The organism is Streptomyces sp. NPDC002130, assembly GCF_040296465.1.
Classification (GTDB): domain Bacteria; phylum Actinomycetota; class Actinomycetes; order Streptomycetales; family Streptomycetaceae; genus Streptomyces.
In genome coordinates this window covers 1-19,601 of the sequence record NZ_JBEOXI010000161.1, presented here as the reverse complement: position 1 = coordinate 19,601, position 19,601 = coordinate 1, and the positions used below count along the sequence as shown (strand labels likewise).

Below are 19,601 nucleotides of genomic sequence, written 5' to 3'. Positions count from 1 at the left end.
GGCTCAGGCGGGGTGGCGGCTCCGGCACCTCGGGCAGGGCGCGGCTCAGGAGGCGTCGCGGCGCCGGTGTTCCGGGCGAGCTGCGGCCCCGACGGGGTTGCGGCTGCGGCACCTCGGGCAGGCTGCGCCCCCGGCGTGGTCGTCGCGTCGGTGCCTCGGGCGTGCTGCCGCTCAGGTGGGGTCGTGGCGATCGGCTCGGCCGTGAAGTGGCTGGAGCCGTCCGGGTCGACCTGGAGCGGGACGACGTAGCCGATGCGCTCGTCGCGGATCGTCGCGAGGACGGGATGGCCGGTGGCGAGGGCGATGTGGTGGAGGCGGTTCAGGACGGCCCGCTGGATCTCCTCGCCGGGGGCCGCGAAGACCGGGACCCCGCCGACGGAGGCACCGTCGGACACCCCACCGGCTCCCCCGCCGACGTCCGTGCCGGCCCCGGGGACATGGACGTCGATCGGCGCCGCCGGTGTCGCCGCGTGTGCGGCCTGCTTCTGTTCCCGCTTCTTCTCGCGGCTGAGTCGCGACATCGTCCCCTCACTGGGCGTCGTACACCTACTGTCGAGTGTGTCCGCTCGCCCCCGTTTCTCACGTCACCACGGTGTCACAGGCTCGTCCCAAGGGCCGTCGGCCCCGGCGCGGCCGTCGGGGAGGGCATGAGAACCGGGCGTACGAGGGAGGAGAGGGGCATGCACACAGGCATGCGACAGGGGCCGGAGATCTGGCTGCGCGGTCCGGTGACCATCCCGGGGCCGCCGGAGCACGCGCACGCCCATGCCGCGGCACGGCGTTTCTCCTGGGTCGGCACACACGGCGGCGCGGGCGTCTCCACCCTCGCCGCGGTCTACGGCGGTCATGACAGCGGACGGTCCTGGCCCGGGCCCGGCGATCCCCCGTCGGTGCTGCTGGTCGCGCGGACCCACGCGGCGGGGCTCGACACGGTCGCCGGGGTGGTGGAGATCTTCCGGCGCGGCCAGGCCCCGCCGGGGCTCGACCTGGACGCCGTCGTGCTCGTGGCGGACGCCCCGGGCCGGCTGCCGCGCCCGCTCGCCCAGCGGGTCAGGTCGCTGGAGTCGGTGATCGACGTGTACCGCGTGCCGTGGGTGGCGTCCTGGCGGCTCGGTGAGCGGGGCCACCCGCCGCGCGAGACGGCGGCCCTGGCCCGGCTGACGGGAGCGGCACGCTGACGGCCGTACCCCTGTCGGCCGTACCGCTGTCGGCCGGGGAGATCGCGGCGGGCGTACGGGCCCGGGAGCTGCGTGCGACGGACGTGGTCGAGGCGGCCCTGGCCCGGATCGAGCAGGCCGATCCACACCTGTGCGCGTTCGTCGAGGTGTGGGGCGAGGAGGCGTTGCGGCGGGCCGGTGAGGTGGACACCCGGCTCGACCGGCGGGGCGCTGATCCGTCCCTGCCGCTGGCCGGTGTGCCGATCGCGGTGAAGGGGAAAAACGGGCTGCGTGCGGTGGGTCCGCTGCTCTCGGCCGGTGGTGTGGCCGTGGGAGCCACGTCCGTGCCCGGGCCGGGGACGCCGTGGCAGACGTGGGGGCTCGGGGCGCGGGGCCGGACCGTCAATCCGTGGCGGGCCGACCGTACGCCGGGCGGCTCGTCGGCCGGCGCCGCGGCGGCCGTGGCGGCCGGGCTGGTGCCGCTGGCGACGGGTAGCGACGGAGCCGGGTCGGTGCGGATCCCGGCGGCGTGGTGCGGGGTGGTCGGTCTGAAGACGACGAGCGGGCGGCTGCCGTCGGCCGACCGTACGGGGCTCGCCGTACCGGGGGTGCTCGCCCGCTCGGCGGCGGACGCCGGGCTGTGGTGGGGGGTGATGTCCGAGGAGCCGGTGCCGGCCGAAGCGGCCCTCCCCGTCACGGCCGTCTGGTCCCCCGACCTCGGGTTCGCCGGACCCGACCCGGAGCCCGTGGCGCTGGCCCGGGCTGCGGCGGAACGGCTCGAGGCGGCAGGGGCCGTACGACTCGTACGGCCACGGAGGCCGCTGCGGCTGGCGGACCCCGGGCCGGCCTGGCTCGCCCTGCGCACTGCCGGTGCCGATCCGGCCGGGGCCGAGCGCGTCCGGGCGGAGAACGGCCGGCGGCTCGCCGGAATCTTCAGCGAGGCCGAGCTGTTGCTGACCCCGACGGCACCCACCGCCCCGCATGGTCACGAGGGGCCCGGGGACCGCTACTCCACCTCTCTCACCTGGGCGTTCAACCTCAGCGGGCACCCTGCGCTGAGTCTGCCCGCGGGCTTCGGCGGCGATGGCTGCCCGGCCGGACTCCAGCTGGTGGCGCCGCACGGACGGGAGGCGCTGTTGCTGGCCGTGGCGCGGGCGGCGGAGACGCGTCAAGGGCTGACACCCCGGGCGGCGATCCCTCGAGCGCACCCCTGACGGGCACCCCTGGCACATTTACTTGCGTACGCATATGATGCACACGCGTGTAATTGACGTACGCCGAGTTTCCAGAGGGGCACCCCATGACCCGCCGTTTCCTTTTCGTCCTGGGCAGCGCTCGCGCCGAGGGCAACTCCGAGCTGCTTGCCCGCCGGGCCGCCGAGCAACTGCCCCCGGGCGTCGAGCAGGAGTGGATCGACCTCACCGAGCTTCCGGTGCCGGACTTCGAGGACCTGCGGCACGACAGCGACCACGTCCGCCCGACCGAGGGCAACGTGGCCCGGCTGCTCGACGCCACGCTCGCGGCGACGGACATCGTGATCGTCTCGCCGCTGTACTGGTACTCGGTCTCCGCGCAGACCAAGCGCTACCTGGACTACTGGTCGGGCTGGCTGCGCACGCCCGGCCTCGACTTCAAGGCGACCCTGGCCGGCCGCACCCTGTGGGGCGTCACCGCCCTCGCGCACACCCAGGAGGTGGTCGCCGACCCGCTCGTCGGGACGCTCCACAACTCCGCCGCGTACCTGGGGATGCGCTTCGGCGGCGTGCTGCTCGGCAACGGCAGCAAGCCCGGTGACGTGCTGAACGACGACGCGGCGCTGACCCGCGCCAAGACCTTCTTCGCGCAGGAAGCGCCACCGGCCAGGTTCCTGTACGAGGACTGAGCGCTACGCGGTGATGTCCTTCGCCGTGAAGCGCGCCCACGCCGCCGACCCGAACACCGCCGCGTACAGGGCCTGCAGGCCGAGGTTCTTCGCCAGGTCGTCCCAGTAGACCGGCTCGCGCATGAGGTCGGCGAAGGACAGCCAGTAGTGGGAGAAGAAGTACGGCTGGAGGGCGTGCAGTTGCGGGATCTGGTCGAGGATCTGGACCGTGATCAGCAGGCCGACCGTCGTCGCCATCGCCGCGATGCCGCTGCCCGTCAGCGTCGAGACGAACAGGCCGAGCGCGGCGACGCCGATCAGTGAGGCGGCTACGGCCAGGGCGATCAGCAGGGCTCTTCCCAGGCCTTCGGCGAAGCTGATCTGCGTACCGGAGATGGTCGTCAGGTCACCGAGCGGGAAGAGCAGCGCGCCGACCGTCAGCGCCGAGACGGCGACCACGAGCGTGGCGGCCAGGCAGAAGATGAGGACCGTCGCGTACTTGGTGAGCAGCAGGCGGCTGCGGCCGGCCGGGGCGACCAGGAGATAGCGCAGCGTGCCGGAGTTGGCCTCGCCGGCGATCGCGTCGCCCGCGACGACCCCGACCGCCATGGGCAGGAAGAACGGGAGTGTGGCGGCCAGGGCGGTGAAGACGAGGAACAGGCCGTTGTTGGTGATCTGCGAGATGAAGGCGGGTCCGCCGCCCCCGCCTCCGGGGCCGGCCGGGGAAGCGTCGCTGGTCTCGATCTTCACCGCGATGCCCACGAGGACAGGGACGGCGGCCAGCACCGCGAGGAGGGCCAGGGTGCGCCAGCGGCGGAACGTGGTGAGCAGTTCGTTGCGGAGCAGGGTGGCACGGAAGGCTGTACGGCGAGTGCGGGCTGTCTGTGGCCGGTCGCGCGGTTCCCCGCGCCCCTGAGGGGCGCTCGGCTCAGCCCGCGACATCGAAACCCTCCCCGGTCAGTGCCACGAAGGCGTCCTCCAGCGAGGCCCGTTTGACCGTGAAGCCGCGCACCCGGACCCCGGCCGTCACCAGCGCGGCGTTCACCTCGGCGAGGTCGCGGTCCGGTGGTTCGCCGGTCACCCGGTCGTCGGTGACGACGACGTCGGCGACGCCCTGTTCCTTCAGCACCCGGGCCGCCTCCGCCGGATCGGGCGTGGTCACCACCAGCCGGCCGCGCGCCCCGGCGGACAGCTCGGCGACCGGGCCCTGCGTGATCAGCCGGCCCTGCGCCATCACGGCCGCGTGCGTGCAGACCTGCTCGATCTCGTCGAGGAGGTGGGAGGAGAGGAAGACGGTCGTGCCGTCCGAGGCCAGGTCCCGGACGAGGGTGCGGATCTCGCGCATGCCCTGCGGGTCGAGGCCGTTGGTGGGCTCGTCGAGGACGAGCAGCCGGCGTGGCTGGAGCAGTGCGGCCGCGAGGCCCAGACGCTGTTTCATGCCCAGGGAGTACGCCTTGGCCTTCTTGCCCGCGGCGGCCGTCAGGCCCACCCGGTCCAGGGCCGAGGCGACCCGGGCCCGACGGGTGCGCGGGTCGGCGACCGGGTCGGCGCTGTCGTAGCGGATCAGGTTGTCGCGGCCGGAGAGGAAGCCGTAGAGGGCCGGGCCCTCGATGAGGGCGCCGACGTGCGGCAGCACGGCGCGGGTGGCCCGGGGCATGGGCCGCCCGAGGACCCGGGCCGTGCCGGAGGTGGGCTCGATGAGGCCCATCAGCATGCGGATGGTGGTGGTCTTGCCGGAGCCGTTGGGGCCGAGGAAGCCGAAGACGCTGCCCGCCGGGACGGTCAGGTCGAGGCCGTCGACGGCGAGCTGCCCGCCGCGGTAGCGCTTGGTGAGCGCGTGGGTGGCGATGACCGGTTCCCCGGCCTCGTCCCGCGCCTCCCGCTGCTCCGGTTCCGTGGCGGACACCTCGCCCATCGGCTTCCTCGTTCTCTCGACGTCCCGTGCGGCTGCGGGACCTACTTGCCGGCGTCGGCCGCCTTCACGAGCGCGTCCTTGGTGACCAGGCCCGCGTAGACCTTGCCGTCGTCCGTGACGAGGGCGTTGACCAGGCGGGTGGAGAAGACCGTGCCCGAGCCGAACTTGCCGTGGACCTTGTCGCCGAGGGAGTCGATGAAGCCGCCGAACTCGCCGCCGGCCTTGCCCGAGGGCACGCCCTCGCCGCCGGTGTCGAAGGTGGCTATGGCGGTCCAGCCCTCGCCGATGGTCTTCATGCCGTCGTGGCCGCCGACGCCCTTGCCGGAGTCCTTCCCGGCCCTGGGCGCCTCACCCAGGTCGAAGGGCGTGCCGGGGGCCTTGCGCGGGGCCTTGCCCGCGTCCTTCTCCTCGGTGACCTTCGCGCCCTTGGGCGGCGTGAAGTCGAACGTCGAGGCGGCCGGCTTGGCGAAGCTGACCTTGGTGAAGCCCGCGTCGACGACGGCGGCGCCGCCGCTCGCCGGGGTCAGCGTGAACTTCAGCGGCATGCCGGTCTTCGCGTCCACGGCGACGGTGATCGCGCCGACCGTCGAGCCGGACTGCTTCGGCTTGACGACGAGCTTGTAGGCGTCCCGGCCGGCGACCTGGGCGGTGCCGTCCACGGTCACGGACGTGGTGTCGTCGACCGCCTTCAGGGCCTCCTCGGCGAAGTCCTTCGGCAGGGCCGGCGGCCGCTGGTCCTTGCCGCGCTCGGGGCTGTCGGAGGACGTGCCGTGGTAGACCTCGTTGGACTTGCTGTCGTAGCCCCAGACGTCCTTGCCGTTGTGGATGACGCTGTACTCGGCGGCGTTCTCCAGCAGCGACAGCTTCTGCTTGTCCGGGCCGTCGGCGGCGACGCGCAGGGTGTGCGTGCCGGAGGCCAGTTCCGTGAGCTTGGCCGTCGGATCGGCGGAGGAGCCGCCGTCGCCCTTGCCCGTGGCGCCGGACAGCAGGCCGGACTCCAGGCCGCCGAGGTTCGGCAGGCCGAGGTCCGTGCTGATCCTCACCGTGCCGGACAGCTGCTGGACGTCCGACTTCGCGATCTTCTCGATGAGCTGCTGGGCGGTGATCTTCGGGAGGTCGGGGTCACCGGAGTCGGCGAGCGCGGGGACCAGCCCGATCGTCGCGGCGGCCACCCCCACCACCGTGACCGGGACGATGTACCGCGCGGCTTTGCGCCGCACGGAGCGCTGCTCGTCGACCTCTCCGGCGGTCGTGCTGTCGTCGGATGCGTACGGTGCCATGTGTGCCCTACCTCCGTGGTCGGCGGCGGCTGTCCGTGTCGTCCACGCACTCGTCCCTGAGCCGCCATTCTCACCCGAACAGGTGAGGAGTGGTGTTGTTCCGTGGTGTCCATCTGACCAAATCGGCCAGGGAGATACGTCAGACCCCGGACTCAACTCCGTGTACTGCTGGGGTATGACACGGAAGGGCGGCTTCTCCCCCGACCCGTAGGGGTCGTACAGGGAAGGCGGGCTAGCCGGCCCGGTGCACCACCGCGTCGCACAGCTCCTGGAGCGCCGTCTTCGCGGTGCACTCGGGCAGCGGTGCCAGCGCCGCACGGGCGTCCTGGGCGTAGCGGACGGTGTCCCGCCGGGCCTGCTCCAGCGCCGGGTGGGCGCGCAGCAGGCGCAGGGCCTCGGTGTGCCGGTCGTCGTCGGTGAGGTCGGAGTCGAGCAGCTCGCACAGGGCGATGTCCTCGGCGAGCCCGAGCCGGGCCGCGCGCTCGCGCAGCCGGAGCACCGGCAGGGTGGGGATGCCCTCGCGCAGGTCGGTGCCGGGGGTCTTGCCGGACTCGTGGGAGTCGGAGGCGATGTCGAGGACGTCGTCCGCGAGCTGGAAGGCGACGCCGAGCCGCTCGCCGTACTGGGTCAGCACGTGCACGACGCTCTCGTCGGCGCCGGACATCATCGCGCCGAACCGGCACGACACCGTGATGAGCGAACCGGTCTTGCCGCCCAGCACGTCCAGGTAGTGCTCGACGGGGTCCCGGCCGTCCTGCGGCCCGGCCGTCTCCAGGATCTGGCCGGTCACCAGCCGCTCGAACGCCTCGGCCTGCACCCGGACGGCCTCCGGGCCGAGGTCGGCCAGGATGTGCGAGGCGCGGGCGAAGAGGAAGTCGCCGGTGAGGACCGCGACGGAGTTGCCCCAGCGGGTGTTCGCACTCGCGACACCGCGCCGCACGGCGGCCTCGTCCATGACGTCGTCGTGGTACAGCGTGGCGAGGTGGGTGAGCTCCACGACGACGGCCGACGGCACGATCCCGGGCGCGTGGCGGTCACCGAACTGGGCGGAGAGCATCACGAGCAGCGGGCGGAACCGCTTGCCGCCGGCCCGCACCAGATGCTGGGCGGCCTCCGTGATGAAGGGCACCTCACTCTTGGTGGCCTCGAGCAAGCCTTCCTCGACAGCCGTCAATCCGGCCTGGACGTCGGCTTCCAGAGCCTGGTCCCGCACGCTCAGCCCGAACGGCCCGACGTCGGTCACGAGGGGTCTCCTGTCTGCTGTGTCTGCCGGTGATTACGCGGATTGTCGATAGGTCGCTGCCCTCACTCGAGTCAGCGTATCCGGTCACGTTTCGATCACCGCCAGCGCCCATGGTTACAGGCCGGGTGGTATGCGATCACGACCGCTATGTTTTCGATCAACCTATAAGAACAGATATTTATCGACTTACCCAGGGGTAGCGAGTTATGCACGATTTGCCGTGATGGGTCATTTAATTCCCCTTGGCGGAAATTGCCCCACGGGCTCGTGATCAGTGAGTTGAATCACTTCTTCCCCTTTTCCGCCCCGCCCCCACACCGGCCCGTACGGCCTTCCCCCGAAAGCCAGTTGAGCGTTGGCTGTCGCAAAGGATCAAGTCACCCAAACGCCCCCGACCAAGGTCAACCGCGCGATATGTGACTGAGGCGCTTGTTCCCGACATGTGCTCTCGCATACGTTCCGGCCCTGTCCGGCGGACGCCTAATCCTGCCGCCGCCCGGACTCCCCACAGAACCGACTCACTCACGCGTGGCAGGAGCGGGGGACCCAGGTAAGTCGCCGGTCCGCACAGCGGCACGGCTCGGGGTGAAGCCGCGTACGGCACATGGTGCCGTACGCGGCCGGGCACCTCCCGGCCCGAACCCGACAGCTCACCTCGCAGGCGCCGGAGAGGAACATCACCATGGCCGGACGAGGCAAGCACCGTCGCCCCAGAACCAACCCGCTGACCCGAGGCATCATCGCCGCCGGAACCGGCGGAGCAGCACTCACCCTGCCGCTCCTCGGCGCCACGCACGCGAGCGCCGCCGAACCCCAGAGCGCCCCCGTCGCCGCACAGTCCGTGCCGCGGGCGGCCCAGCCCGCCAAGTCCCTCACGTACACCGTGGTCAAGGGCGACTCGCTGGCCCGCATCGCGGACAAGTACGACGTCTCGGGCGGCTGGAAGCAGCTCTACAAGGACAACCGCGCCGCCGTCGGCGACGACCCGAAGCTGATCCACCCGGGTCTGAAGCTCAAGGTGAAGACCACCAAGGCGGTCGCGCCCAAGAAGACGGCGACCAAGTCGTCCGCCCCCGCCAAGCCCGCGGCGAAGCCCGCCGGCGGCGTCACCCAGGCCACCCAGGCGTCCGCGAAGACCTACCCGGACAACCTCGACGGGTGGATCCGCGAGGCGCTGGACATCATGGCGCAGAAGGGGATCCCCGGGTCCTACGACGGCATCTACCGCAACATCATGCGCGAGTCGTCCGGCAACCCGCTGGCAATCAACAACTGGGACTCCAACGCCGCCAAGGGCACCCCGTCCAAGGGTCTGCTCCAGACCATCGACCCGACCTTCCAGGCCTACCACGTGGACGGCACGTCGTGGGACCCGTACGACCCGGTCGCCAACATCACCGCGGCCTGCAACTACGCGGCCGACCGCTACGGCTCGATCGACAACGTCAACGGCCCGTACTGAGCCGCCCCGCCCAGCAGTCGTTCGAGGACGACGGCGATGCCGTCGTCCTCGTTCGACAGGGTGACCTCGTCGGCCACGGCCTTGAGTTCGGGATGGGCGTTGGCCATCGCGACGCCGTGGCCGGCCCAGTCGAACATCGGGATGTCGTTGGGCATGTCGCCGAAGGCGATGGTGTCCGCCGGCCGCAGCCCCAAGTGCTCGGCGGCCAGCGCCAGGCCCGTCGCCTTGGTGATCCCGCACGGCTGGAGCTCGACCGTGCCGGGCCCCGACATCGTCACCGTCGCCAGTGAGCCGACCACCGAGCGGGCCGTCGCCGCCAGCTCGTCGTCCGTCAGGTAGGGGTGGCGCAGCAGCACCTTGCTGATGGGCTCGCCCCACAGCTGCTCGCGCCGCTCGACCCGGACCGCGGGCAGGGTCGGGTGCGGCATCAGATAGCCCGGCTCAATCAGCGTGAGCCCGTCGACCCCGTCCTGGTCGACCGCCGCGTACACCTGCCCCACCTCGGCCTCGATCTTGCCGAGGGCGGTCTCCGCCAGCTCCCGGTCCAGGGTGATGGACCACAGCAGCCGGTCCGCGCCGGCGTCGTACACCTGCGCGCCCTGCCCGCACACCGCGAGCCCCGTGCAGCCGAGGTCGTCCAGGAGCGGCCGCACTCTCGGCGCCGGCCGGCCCGTCACCACGAGGTGCTGGGCACCGGCGTCCGCCACCCGCGCGAGCGCGGCGAGAGACCGGTCGGACAGGGTGTCGTCGCCGCGCAGCAGCGTCCCGTCCAGATCGGTGGCGATGAGTGAATATGCGATGGGTGCGGCCATGATCAGAGAATACGGACAGTGCGCCCCTTCGTTTCATCGCACGGTGGACGCCGACCATCGCGCGACGGACACCGATTGCCCGGTTGAAGGCCTCTGCACCGGTTGGCAACAACATGCTCCGCTACCTACCCGTGGGGCCGCATAGAGCGGTACCTTCCAAGTGTCCAGGGGGGACTTGATCGGGGGGTCGGGTTGAGCAGTGGGCGCATTCGCGTGGCTGGGCCCGGGGAGCTCGGCGAAGGGGAGAGGGAGCGCTGGCGTGCGCTGCGCGCCGCCTCGGAGGCACCGCGCAACCCTTTCATGGAGCCGGAGTTCACCGAAGCCGTCGGCCTGTTCCGGCCGGGGGCCCGGATCGCGGTGGTGTACGAGGGGCCGGAGCCGGCCGGCTTCCTGCCCTATGAGCGGGGCCCGTTGGGGCAGGGCCGGGCGATCGGGCTGGGCGTCTCGGACGCGCAGGGCGCGATCCTGCGGCCGGGCCTGGACCTGGAAACGGGCGAACTGCTGAAGGCCTGCTCGGTGTCGAGCTTCGCCTTCGACAATCTGGAGGCCGAGCAACGGCTGTTCGTCCGGTACGCGGCCGAGGAGCACGCCACCTACGTCATCGACGTGGAGAAGGGCTACGAGACGTACGAGTCGGTGCTGCGCGCGCAGTCGCCGAAGTTCTTGAAGACGACCCTGGCCAAGGAGCGCAGGCTGGGCCGGCAGGCCGGTGAGCTGCGGTTCGTGTTCGACGAACGCGAACCGGCCGCGCTGCGCACGCTCATGGAGTGGAAGTCCGCGCAGTACCGCAGGACCGGCCGACGGGACCGGTTCGCCCAGGAGTGGATCACCCGGCTCGTCGGGCGACTGGCCCGGACCCGGGTGCCGGAGTGCAGCGGCACGCTGTCCGTGCTGTACGCCGGTGAGCGGCCCGTCGCCGCGCACTTCGGGCTGCGTTCGGCCTCCGTGCTGGCCTGCTGGTTCCCGGCCTACGACCCGGAGTTCGCGAAGTTCTCGCCGGGTCTGGTGCTGCACCTGCGCATGGCCGAGGCGGCGGCCGCCGCCGGTATCGGCACGCTCGACCTGGGGCGGGGAGCGGCCGAGTACAAGGACGCGCTGAAGACGGGCGAACTGCCCGTGTACGAGGGTGCGGTGACCCGTCCGGGGGTGGGCGCGGCGCTGCACTGGCTGAGCCGCGAGCCGGCACGCCGCGCGCACAGCTTCGTCCGCGGCAGGCCGCAGCTCGCGTCGCTGGCCGCGCGGACGCTGAAGGGCGCGGCTCGGCTGCGCCGTACCTGAGACACGAGGGGGGTGGGCGCATGGCCCGTTCGGTGCGTGCGCAGGAGGAGATACGGCGGTTCCTGGACATCGGGGCGGTGCAGGTCGCCGAGCTGGACCTCGACGGTGACGAGGCGGTGCTCAGACCCGGCCCGGGGAGTCCGCCCGTGACGCACGGAGAGGTGTTCGTGCTGGTCCGGAGAGGTGGCCGGCCCGTGGGGACGCTGCTCGGGCGGGTGCCGGAAGGGGCGGATCCGAGGGCCGTGCTGGCGGAGCGGGCCCGGGCGGAATGCGGGCCGGCCGACCTCGGCGACCCCGGGGAGCCGCCGTTCGCGAGCGTCGTCGTCGCGACCCGGGAGCGGGCCGGGCAGCTGGCCCGGGCGCTGGACTCGCTGCTGGCGCAGGACCATCCGCGGTTCGAGATCGTCGTCGTCGACAACGCGCCCGTCACGGGCGAGACGCGGGAGCTGGTCGAGCGGAAGTACGCCGAGCGGGTGCGGTACGTCTGTGAGCCCGTTCCGGGGCTCGCAGCCGCCCACAACGCCGGGCTGCACGCCGTGCGCGGCGAGGTGGTCGCCTTCACCGACGACGACGTGGTCGCCGATCCGCGCTGGCTGTCCGAGCTGACCGAGCCCTTCGCCGCCGACCCCGGGCTCGGGTGCAGCACGGGGCTGATCCTGCCGGCGCGGCTGACCACCCCGGCCCAGGTGCTGCTGGAGAGCCACGGCGGCTTCGCGAAAGGCTTCACTCCAAGGACGTACGACCCGGCGCACCCGCCGGGCGACGAGCCGCTGTTCCCGTTCACGGCCGGGCGGTTCGGCTCGGGCGCGAACATGGCGTTCCGTACGGCGGTGCTGCGTTCGGTCGGCGGCTTCGACCCGGCCACCGGGGCCGGTACGGCGGCCCGGGGCGGCGACGACCTCTACGGGTTCGTCCGCGTCCTGGCGCAGGGGCACCGGCTGCGCTACACGCCGTACGCCCTGGTGTGGCACCACCACCGGGAGACCTGGCGGGACCTGGAGACCCAGGCGTACGGCTACGGCGCCGGGCTCACCGCCTACCTCACCGCGGTGCTCGTGAACCGGCCCGCGCTGCTGCCCGCGTTCCTCGCGAGGCTGCCCCGCGGCCTCGCCCACGCCCGCACGCTGACGGCGGTGCGCGAGACACGACCCGCCGACGCTTCCGGCACACCGGGCGACCACGACGCCCGCACGCACCCCTGGCCGCGGCGGCTGTCGCGGCTGCAGCGCAGGGGGATGCTGTACGGGCCGGTCGGCTATCTGAAGGCGCGGCGTGCGCTGCGCGCGACCGCTCGTGAGAAGACAGCTCGGGGGGCGAGATGAGGACGGACGGCAGAGGCCGGGGGGAGCGGGGGGCGCGCAAGGGGGAGGGGCCGATAGCCCCACCCCGTGCCGAAGACGCCGGGAGCCCGACAGTCCCACCGCGCGCCGAAGACGCCGGCAGTCCGCCAGCCCCGCCGCGCGCCGAAGACGCCGGCAGTCCGCCAGCCCCGCCGCATGCCGAAGACGCCGGCAGTCCGCCAGCCCCGCCGCGTGCCGGAGGCGCTCAGGGGCCGGCACTCCCGTCGCACACCGGACGCGCTGAGGGGTCGGCGGCCTCGCCGCACGGCGGGGGCACTCCCGCCATCCCCGTCTTCCTGTACCACTCCGTGATGGACGATCCGCCGGACTGGATCGCCGAGTTCACGGTCACGCCGAAACAGTTCACCGCGCATCTCGACGCCGTGGTCCGCAGCGGGCGCACGCCCGTCACGATCAGCGCGGTCGCCGATCACCTGGCCGGGCGGGCGCCGCTGCCGCCCCGGCCCGTGCTGCTCACCTTCGACGACGGTTTCGCCGATCTGCCCGGACCCACCGCCGAGGCCCTGGCCGAACGCGCGCTGCCCGCCACCGCCTACCTGACCACCGGCGCCATCGCCCCGGGCGGCCGCAGTCTGCTGCCGCCCGCCCCGATGATGAGCCTGGCCGGCGCCGCGGAGCTGGAACGTTCCGGCATGGAGATCGGCAGCCACACCGTGACCCATGCGCAGCTCGACACTCTGTCCGTCAAGGCCCTGGCGTACGAACTGCGCACCTCCAAGGCCGTGCTGGAGGACGTCCTCGGGCACGAGATCCGGCACCTCGCCTACCCGCACGGCTACAACAGCCCCCGGGTCCGGGCCATGTCGGCCAGGGCAGGCTACGAGACGGCGACCGCCGTGCGGCACGCGCTCAGCTCCGACCGCGACGAGCGGTACCGCATCGCCCGGCTCATCGTCCGGCGTACGCACACCGTCGCCGATGTCGAGGGCTGGCTGGCCGGGGCGGGCGCACGGGTCGCACCGTACCGTGACGGGCCGAAGACGATCGCGTGGCGGTGGTACCGGCGGGCCCGCGCGGTGCTGCACGGGCCCGAGTTCGCGGGCTGACCCCGGCGGGGGCTACCGCAGCGGCTGGTTGAGGTACGGGTCGGAGACGGCCTTGCGCAGGCTGTCCCAGGCCGCGTCGTTCGCCACCGCCAGGTTGCAGTGCGGTCCGGGGTCGCGGTAGTTCCACTGGAGGGCGGCCTTGACGCCGTCCAGGCCCTTCAGCACGCCGGGCACCTGCGCGTACCACTCGGCCTGCCGCTGCGGGCGGTTCGCGTCCGCGGCGGTGCCGAACTCGGAGAGCATCAGCGGCTTGTCGTCGGAGATGTTCGCCCGGATCCAGTCGTGCGTGGCGTTCTGGGTCTGCGCGAAGGTCAGCCAGCCCGCGTCGTGACAGCGGTAGTAGTTGTACTGGTTGTAGCCGATCCAGTCGACGTAGTCGTCGCCCGGGTACATCTTCTCGATCTCGTCGGCGTGGTCGAGGTATCCGGTGGTGATCCACGTCCACACCACGTTGTCCACGCCCAGGGCGCGGAACCGGTCGTGGATGTGCCGGTAGGCCTTCACATAGTCGGCGGGGGTGCCGCTCGCCGGGGTGCGGGTGTCCATCTCCAGGTCGAAGGAGAGGAACACCTTCTTGCCGTAGTCCTTGATGCGCCGGGCCTGGACGTCGATGACCTTGTCGTCCAGCTCGCCGGCGGCGATCTGCTTCCAGGTCGGCTGCTGCCGCTTCGTGCCGCCCCACCACTTGCTCTCCCAGGAGAGCAGCAGCAGGTGGTCCTCGCCGACGCGCCGCTCCTCCGGGGTGAGCAGCTGGCCCTCGCGCCGGGTGCCCTCGGGCAGGGACATGTCGTGGTACGTGTACACGATGTCGAGCTCGCGGCCCACACGCTTCTCGTAGGCGCGCACCTTCTCCGGCAGGTCGTCCCGCTCGTGCGGCACGAACGCCCCGAACCAGGCGCCGCAGGGCGGTTCCAGAAGGGCCGTCGGGCGGCAGTCCGCCCGCGACCCGGCTGCTCCCTGCTCCTGCGGTCCTGCGGCGTCCCGCAGGGCGAGTACGGCCACCAGGACCGCGCTGACGACCGTGGCCGACGTGATCAGCAGTCGGCGGCGGCTCGATGCCAGCGGGCCGGAGACCGCGTGCTCCCCGTGCGGCTTCTCCTCGTGCGGCGTTCTGCGGTGCTGGCCTCCCGTGGCGTGCGGCGTGCGGCGAAAGGGACGGTGGGGGCGGTTGAACCTCACTGAGCGGAACCCTTCGGTGTCCTCGGTGTCGTCCTCGGCTGCGGGGAGGCGCGCAGCGGCGGACAGAACGCGGTGAGTGTGGTCAGCAGCGTCAGCGTCAGCAGCACCCGCTGCGCGCTGAAGGTGTGCGTGGCGATCAGCACGGTCGCGACGAGCATCACGGCGCCGACGCTCAGGAACAGCGTCAGCATCAGCCGCTCCAGCAGGTCGGAGTGGCGGGCGAAGTCAGGGTCCCGGCGCTCCACGGGCCCTTCGGCGGGCCGCGCCCCCAGGGCGGGGGCGCAGACTCTGACCACGGCCGCGCCCGGCCCCGCCGCCAGGAAGAGCACGACCGCGGCGCCCCGCAGCGGCGATCCGCCGGGCAGGGCGAGCGCGGCCAGCGCCAGCCAGCCGCCGAACGGGGGCAGCATCCGGACCACGAGTTCCTGCGGTGTCATCGCTCCGCTCCCCCTGACTGCTCCAGTACGTAGAGCCATCCGGCGCTGTTCTCCGCCACGAGCCCGAACCTCGGCGATGCGGCGACCGACTTCTGGATGCGCTCCAGCTGCGCCTTGTCGAGCTGTCCGTTCATCTCGGAGTTGGCCAGCTGCCCCTGGGTGAGCAGGAAGTAGGCCCGGGCCGGCCGCTCCACCCCGGCCATGTCGCGCGCGAGGGTGGCGGCCGGCTTCCTGACGATCTGGTCGACGTGACTGCGGCCGTCGTCGAGGAACCAGTAGTGGTCGACGCTCCAGTAGGAGGCGTACGCGTCCGGGTAGTTGCGGTTGGCGGCCACGACCAGTGAGCCGTCGGGCGCCTGGTCGAAGAGCTGCCGCACGAGGGCCACTTCCTCGGGCGGGAAGTAGTTGATCCGGTCCTTGCCGGAGTACGCGGGCGCGAACGCCAGGGTGGTGCCGAGCAGGGCGGCCAGCGGCACCCAGATGCCGGTCCCCCACCGGCGGGGCCGGGCGGGGCCGGTGGCCCGCCGGTTGCCGGCTTCCTGCGCGGCGGCGTCGGCGGCCAGGGTGCGGACCTTGGGCAGCAGCGCCGCCGCGGCGAAGAAGGCGGCGCCGGGCAGCATGAACAGCAGCACCCGGAAGATCATCTCGCTGCCGTAGCTGCTCGCCGCGAACATCGGCAGCGGGGCCGCCGCGACCAGCAGCAGGGGCCGGGCACGGTGGCGCAGCACCCGCTGGCGCCACACGCCGACGGCCGCGAGCAGCAGGACAGAACCGGACAGCAGCCGCGCCGCCCAGGAGGTCGCGATCGCCCCGGTGCCGGTCGGGGTGGCGCCGTAGCCCGTCTCGACGTTGGCGCCGACGTCGCCGATGGAGCGGATCATGTCCGGCATCGCCGCGGACAGGAAGGGCAGCGCGGCCGTGAGGCACCAGGCCAGGAAGATCACCACGGTCGTGACAAACGGGACCCAGTCGCGGTAGCGGCGGCTCAGGCACAGGGCGAGCAGGCAGACGGCCAGCATGCCCGGGGTGAGCTGGTGGGAGATGACGATGGCCACGATCATGACGGTGATCACCACCGTCCACACCGCCTGCCGCGGCCGGCCGCGCCGCACGGCGGACCGGCCGAAGCGGCGCAGGACGACGGCGAGGACGCCCACATGCAGCGCGTACGCCACGGACTGGGGCGAGAAGTAGTCCTGCCCGACCCAGTTGGCGACGTAGAAGAGCCAGACCGCGGTCCAGATCAGCCGCCGGTCCTCGGTGAAGGTGCGGTAGATCAGCAGCAGCGGGAGCAGCAGCATCAGGCTGGAGGCCAGCGGCCACCAGGCCATGAACATCGCCGCCGAGTCCACGCCCAGCAGCCGCTGCAGGGCGGCCTGGGCGGCGAAGAAGCCCGGCCACTGGTCGTACACCGCCATGTCGCCGACCTGATCGGCCGTCTGCAGTCCGCCGGCCGTCAGCAGATGGTCGATGACCGCCTCGTGCTTCCACGCCCAGGCGTACAGCGGCGTCGGGTAGAGCACGGCCTGCGTGGCCCGCTCCATCACCAGCAGGCCCAGCACGTACGCCGCCGACCAGGCTCCCGGGCGGCGCGCGTCGCGGACCGTGAACCAGAAGCCGGTGGTGAGCACCGCGAGCCCTGCCCAGAACGTCGGGTGCAGCGCGCTGACCAGCCCGTAGTCGTCGAGCCGCGAGACGTCGGTGTGCCGCATGGCGTACGCCCAGAGCGCGAGCGCGACGAGCAGCGGGACACCGGGCCAGGCGAGCGCACGACGCCCGGACCGGGCCGGGGGGAGGTCGGAGAGATCCGTCACGGGCTCATGGGCGGGGCTCGACGACTCCGAGGAGGAGGGGCTGGAGGACTGGCTGGCGGTCTCGGGGCCGTGGGCGGGGGTGTTCGCGCCGTCCCGTGCGGGTGTGGGTTCCGGCGTGGATCTCTCCCTCGGTGTGGCTGGCGGACGCACGGTGGTTCCCCCCTGGCGGTTGCTCTCTTCGGCTCTCTTCGGCTCTGTTCGGGCCTGAGCTCGGATCGGTCTCGGCTTGGGTCTCGGCTTGGGTCTCGGCTTGGGTCTCGGCTTCGGTGCGGCTTCGGTTCGGCTTCGGGTGTGATCAGTCGCGGGGCCGGCCGGTCGGTGGTCCGTCGGCCGTTCGGTTGACTACGGGGCCGGTTGAGGCCGTGGTGCGGGAGCGCGCCCACGCCGACGCGGCGCGGTGGAGCAGCAGGAGCAGCGTGAGGGCGATGAGCAGGGGCGGCGCGAGGGGTGCGAGCGCGTCGCGCCACACCCAGCCGCCGACCGCGACGAGATACAGAACCCCCCAGCGCCCCGGCCACGTCAGCCGGCCGCCCGCGCTCGCGAGCAGCAGCCCCAGCGGTACGAGACACAGCAGCTGGCAGACCGGCGGCGCCCAGCGCAGCAGCGGCTCGGGCCCGTCGAGCCCCACCACGTCCGCCAGGAAGCCGGCCGTCTTCTCGTACAACGCCCCGTCCACCGGGCGCGGTTCCCGTCCGAGGGCGACCGGTACGGCGTACAGGGCGCACAGGACGGCGCACAGTGCCGCGCCGGACAACCACGGGTCGCGCCGGGTGCTCAGCGTGACGGCGGCGACGAACACGACGAGCAGCAGGCCGCCCGCGGTGAGCGACGGCAGGGGCAGGCCCTCCAGCAGCTGACGCCCGGTCGGGGCGGCTTCGGATGCCCGGTCGAGCCACGGCAGGTCCCGCAACGGAGCCCAGAAGAAGACGACGGCGACACCGAGCAGGCTCCACAGGGCGCCTCGCAGCCGCCGCTCCTGCGGCTCCCGGTCCGGTTCCAAGGCCTCGTGGGGCGGTGGTTCCCTGGTCGGTCCGTCCGGCCGCACGATCAGCGCCAGTGTGTCCGCCTGCAGCGCCTCGCGCTCGTACCCGGGGCGTCCGATGAACAGCGTGACCGTGTCCTGGTCGCCCTCCTTGGACTGGTAGGCGGCCCGGCGGGCCCAGGTCGTGCCGTAGCCGGCGGTGGCGTTGAGTTTCGCCCAGTGGGTGCCGTAGGCGGGGTCGGCCGGTGGACGGACGGCGGGTGTGCTGTCGTCGTGGCGCAGGGCGGCGCGCAGTCCGGCCATGGAGACGACGGCGATCAGCGTCATGCTCAGCAGCACCGCCCAGCCGGCGCCCGCGATCCCGGACGGGGTGAACAGCACGGCCGCGCTGCCCAGCACCAGGGCGCACATGGCCCCTTGGAGCGCGGCCAGCACACCCGTGCGCCCCTGCACGCGCAGTACGCCGATGTACAGCTCCACCACGACCCGTGGCAGGGCACCGAGGGCGAGCAGCCGCAGCACGGTCGAGCCGTGCTCGGCGTAGTCAGGGCTGAAGGGCGTGAGGATGTACGGGGCGAAGACGACCAGCACGGCCACGACCGGGACCAGCAGCAGCGTCATGCGCCGCAGGGCGCCCCGGACGCCGTCGGCGAGCTGGCGGGGGTCGTGCGAGGCGTGCGCGGTGAGTGACGAGGCCATGTTGATGGCCATGAACTCCATCGTGCCGCCGACGGTGTAGGCCACGTAGAAGTAGCCGTTCTCGGCGGCGCTGAAGCGGACCGCGACCATCACCGGCAGCAGGTTGATCATCGCCAGGCTGAACAGGGCGCCCAGCGAGTCCCCGGCCAGGAAGCGGCCCATGTCCCGGATCTTCGGGGGTTCCTTGTCGCGGTCGGCCGCCGCCTGGCGCGGGATCAGCCGGCGGAAGATCAGCCAGCCCAGCGGCAGGGTGGAGAAGGCGATCGCCACCGCCCAGGAGACGAAGATGCCGAGGACCGGCAGCGTGCCGGCGAAGATGGCCAGGAGGACCAGCTTCCCGACCGAGAAGACCGCATTCCCGGCGGGCACCCACTCCGCCTTGCGCAGCCCGGTGAGCACCCCGTCCTGGAGGGTGAGCAACGCCCAGGCCACACAGGCGGCGACGAACACCGCACCCGCCACGGGCGTGCCCAGGGGGGCGTAGGACGCTCCCCACGCGTCGAGCGTGAGCAGGAAGACGGCGGCGGCGAGCGCCACGACCAGCGAACTGGCCACGTACGTGCCCCACACCAGCCGTCCGGTCTCCCGTCCCGCGCGCGGGACGAAGCGGACGACGGCGCCGATCATCGTCGTCGCCGTGATGCTGGCGAGCAGCCGCATCGCGGCGATCGCGGCCGACCCCTGGCCGACGGCCTCCTCCGTGTAGTAGCGGGCGGCCACCAGCCAGAATCCCAGGCCCAGTACGGCCGAGACGCCGGTGCTGAGCATGAGGAAGTAGGCGTTCTTGAACAGCGAGTCGTGGGTGTGGTCGCTGTCGGCAGGCTTCGGCCCGCCGCCGTCCGTGCGCGCGGCGGCGGGCTCGTGCACCTGGATCTCAGCCACGGGACCGTCCCAGCCCTCCCGGTGCAGGCCTGTCCCCGGGCAGCGCTCCCGGCGCCGGGACCGGTTGCGCCCCGGACCGCTCCAGCACCTCGATGACCGTCCGCGCCCGCAGCGGGTCCACGGGCAGCGCGTGCCGCGCGAACCAGCGGGCCGCCTCGGGAGCCGGTGAGGGGTCGGTGAACTCCGCACCGGC

Annotated in this window: 16 protein-coding genes, 2 pseudogenes and 1 riboswitch; of the genes and pseudogenes, 7 read left to right on the top strand and 11 right to left on the bottom strand. The window is 72.6% G+C overall.

The genetic code is table 11. The features are described from left to right. A pseudogene (locus tag ABT116_RS27065) lies at nucleotides 1-521 on the bottom strand (tetratricopeptide repeat protein); the annotation flags it as partial. A gap of 159 nt (nucleotides 522-680) precedes the next feature. Between ABT116_RS27065 and ABT116_RS27060 the strand changes: the two are divergent. From ABT116_RS27060 to ABT116_RS27050, 3 genes are all read left to right on the top strand, one after another. Next, entirely contained in the window at nucleotides 681-1,178 is a 498-nt protein-coding gene (locus ABT116_RS27060; protein WP_351638911.1) for a DUF6668 family protein, read from the top strand. 83 nt (nucleotides 1,179-1,261) lie between these two features. Continuing rightward, nucleotides 1,262-2,371 (top strand): amidase family protein, encoded by a 1,110-nt coding sequence (locus ABT116_RS27055; RefSeq protein WP_351638908.1) that lies wholly within the window; start codon nucleotides 1,262-1,264, stop codon nucleotides 2,369-2,371. A gap of 86 nt (nucleotides 2,372-2,457) precedes the next feature. Beyond that, nucleotides 2,458-3,039 (top strand): flavodoxin family protein, encoded by a 582-nt coding sequence (locus tag ABT116_RS27050; protein ID WP_351638906.1) that lies wholly within the window; start codon nucleotides 2,458-2,460, stop codon nucleotides 3,037-3,039. Between the two features lie 3 nt (nucleotides 3,040-3,042). On the opposite strand, the gene ABT116_RS27045 is transcribed toward ABT116_RS27050, so the two are convergent. The 4 genes from ABT116_RS27045 to ABT116_RS27030 all read right to left on the bottom strand — a co-directional run bounded on the left by ABT116_RS27045 (nucleotide 3,043) and on the right by ABT116_RS27030 (nucleotide 7,456). Further along, nucleotides 3,043-3,960, bottom strand: a complete 918-nt coding sequence (locus ABT116_RS27045) for an ABC transporter permease (protein ID WP_351638903.1) — start codon at nucleotides 3,958-3,960, stop codon at nucleotides 3,043-3,045. After that, a complete protein-coding gene (locus tag ABT116_RS27040) occupies nucleotides 3,947-4,933 on the bottom strand; it encodes an ABC transporter ATP-binding protein (protein ID WP_351638901.1) in 987 nt (328 codons plus the stop codon). Before ABT116_RS27040 ends, ABT116_RS27045 begins: the two co-directional genes overlap by 14 nt. A gap of 41 nt (nucleotides 4,934-4,974) precedes the next feature. Continuing rightward, complete coding sequence (locus tag ABT116_RS27035; RefSeq protein ID WP_351638899.1) at nucleotides 4,975-6,213, bottom strand: LolA family protein; 1,239 nt, start codon at nucleotides 6,211-6,213, stop codon at nucleotides 4,975-4,977. 232 nt (nucleotides 6,214-6,445) lie between these two features. Next, nucleotides 6,446-7,456, bottom strand: a complete 1,011-nt coding sequence (locus ABT116_RS27030) for a polyprenyl synthetase family protein (RefSeq protein WP_351638896.1) — start codon at nucleotides 7,454-7,456, stop codon at nucleotides 6,446-6,448. A gap of 509 nt (nucleotides 7,457-7,965) precedes the next feature. Continuing rightward, a riboswitch (cyclic di-AMP (ydaO/yuaA leader) is annotated at nucleotides 7,966-8,135 on the top strand. A gap of 3 nt (nucleotides 8,136-8,138) precedes the next feature. Here ABT116_RS27030 and ABT116_RS27025 point away from each other — a divergent pair. Continuing rightward, complete coding sequence (locus ABT116_RS27025; RefSeq protein ID WP_351638893.1) at nucleotides 8,139-8,918, top strand: transglycosylase SLT domain-containing protein; 780 nt, start codon at nucleotides 8,139-8,141, stop codon at nucleotides 8,916-8,918. On the opposite strand, the gene ABT116_RS27020 is transcribed toward ABT116_RS27025, so the two are convergent. Further along, nucleotides 8,882-9,730 (bottom strand): HAD family hydrolase, encoded by an 849-nt coding sequence (locus ABT116_RS27020; protein ID WP_351638890.1) that lies wholly within the window; start codon nucleotides 9,728-9,730, stop codon nucleotides 8,882-8,884. The two genes, ABT116_RS27025 and ABT116_RS27020, sit on opposite strands and share 37 nt — an antisense overlap. 207 nt (nucleotides 9,731-9,937) lie before the next feature. On the opposite strand from ABT116_RS27020, the gene ABT116_RS27015 reads away from it, so the two are divergent. The 3 genes from ABT116_RS27015 (at nucleotide 9,938) to ABT116_RS27005 (ending at nucleotide 13,415) form a co-directional block, all read left to right on the top strand. Next, a complete protein-coding gene (locus ABT116_RS27015) occupies nucleotides 9,938-11,008 on the top strand; it encodes a GNAT family N-acetyltransferase (protein ID WP_502983949.1) in 1,071 nt (356 codons plus the stop codon). Between the two features lie 20 nt (nucleotides 11,009-11,028). Then, a complete protein-coding gene (locus ABT116_RS27010) occupies nucleotides 11,029-12,330 on the top strand; it encodes a glycosyltransferase (protein WP_351638884.1) in 1,302 nt (433 codons plus the stop codon). Between the two features lie 329 nt (nucleotides 12,331-12,659). After that, entirely contained in the window at nucleotides 12,660-13,415 is a 756-nt protein-coding gene (locus ABT116_RS27005) for a polysaccharide deacetylase family protein (protein ID WP_351638880.1), read from the top strand. Nucleotides 13,416-13,427: 12 nt separating this feature from the next. On the opposite strand, the gene ABT116_RS27000 is transcribed toward ABT116_RS27005, so the two are convergent. The 5 genes and pseudogenes from ABT116_RS27000 to ABT116_RS26980 all read right to left on the bottom strand — a co-directional run. Further along, a complete protein-coding gene (locus ABT116_RS27000; protein ID WP_351638877.1) occupies nucleotides 13,428-14,594 on the bottom strand; it encodes a glycosyl hydrolase in 1,167 nt (388 codons plus the stop codon). Continuing rightward, nucleotides 14,591-15,031: a hypothetical protein gene (locus ABT116_RS26995; protein WP_351638874.1), complete on the bottom strand. Its 441-nt coding sequence runs from the start codon at nucleotides 15,029-15,031 to the stop codon at nucleotides 14,591-14,593. Before ABT116_RS26995 ends, ABT116_RS27000 begins: the two co-directional genes overlap by 4 nt. Beyond that, complete coding sequence (locus tag ABT116_RS26990) at nucleotides 15,028-16,845, bottom strand: glycosyltransferase (protein ID WP_351638872.1); 1,818 nt, start codon at nucleotides 16,843-16,845, stop codon at nucleotides 15,028-15,030. Before ABT116_RS26990 ends, ABT116_RS26995 begins: the two co-directional genes overlap by 4 nt. Before the next feature lie 295 nt (nucleotides 16,846-17,140). Beyond that, nucleotides 17,141-19,408, bottom strand: coding sequence for a lipopolysaccharide biosynthesis protein (locus ABT116_RS26985; RefSeq protein WP_351638870.1), 2,268 nt, complete (start codon nucleotides 19,406-19,408; stop codon nucleotides 17,141-17,143). Then, nucleotides 19,401-19,601 (bottom strand): annotated as a pseudogene (locus ABT116_RS26980) (DegT/DnrJ/EryC1/StrS family aminotransferase); the annotation flags it as partial. The gene ABT116_RS26985 and the pseudogene ABT116_RS26980, both read right to left, overlap by 8 nt.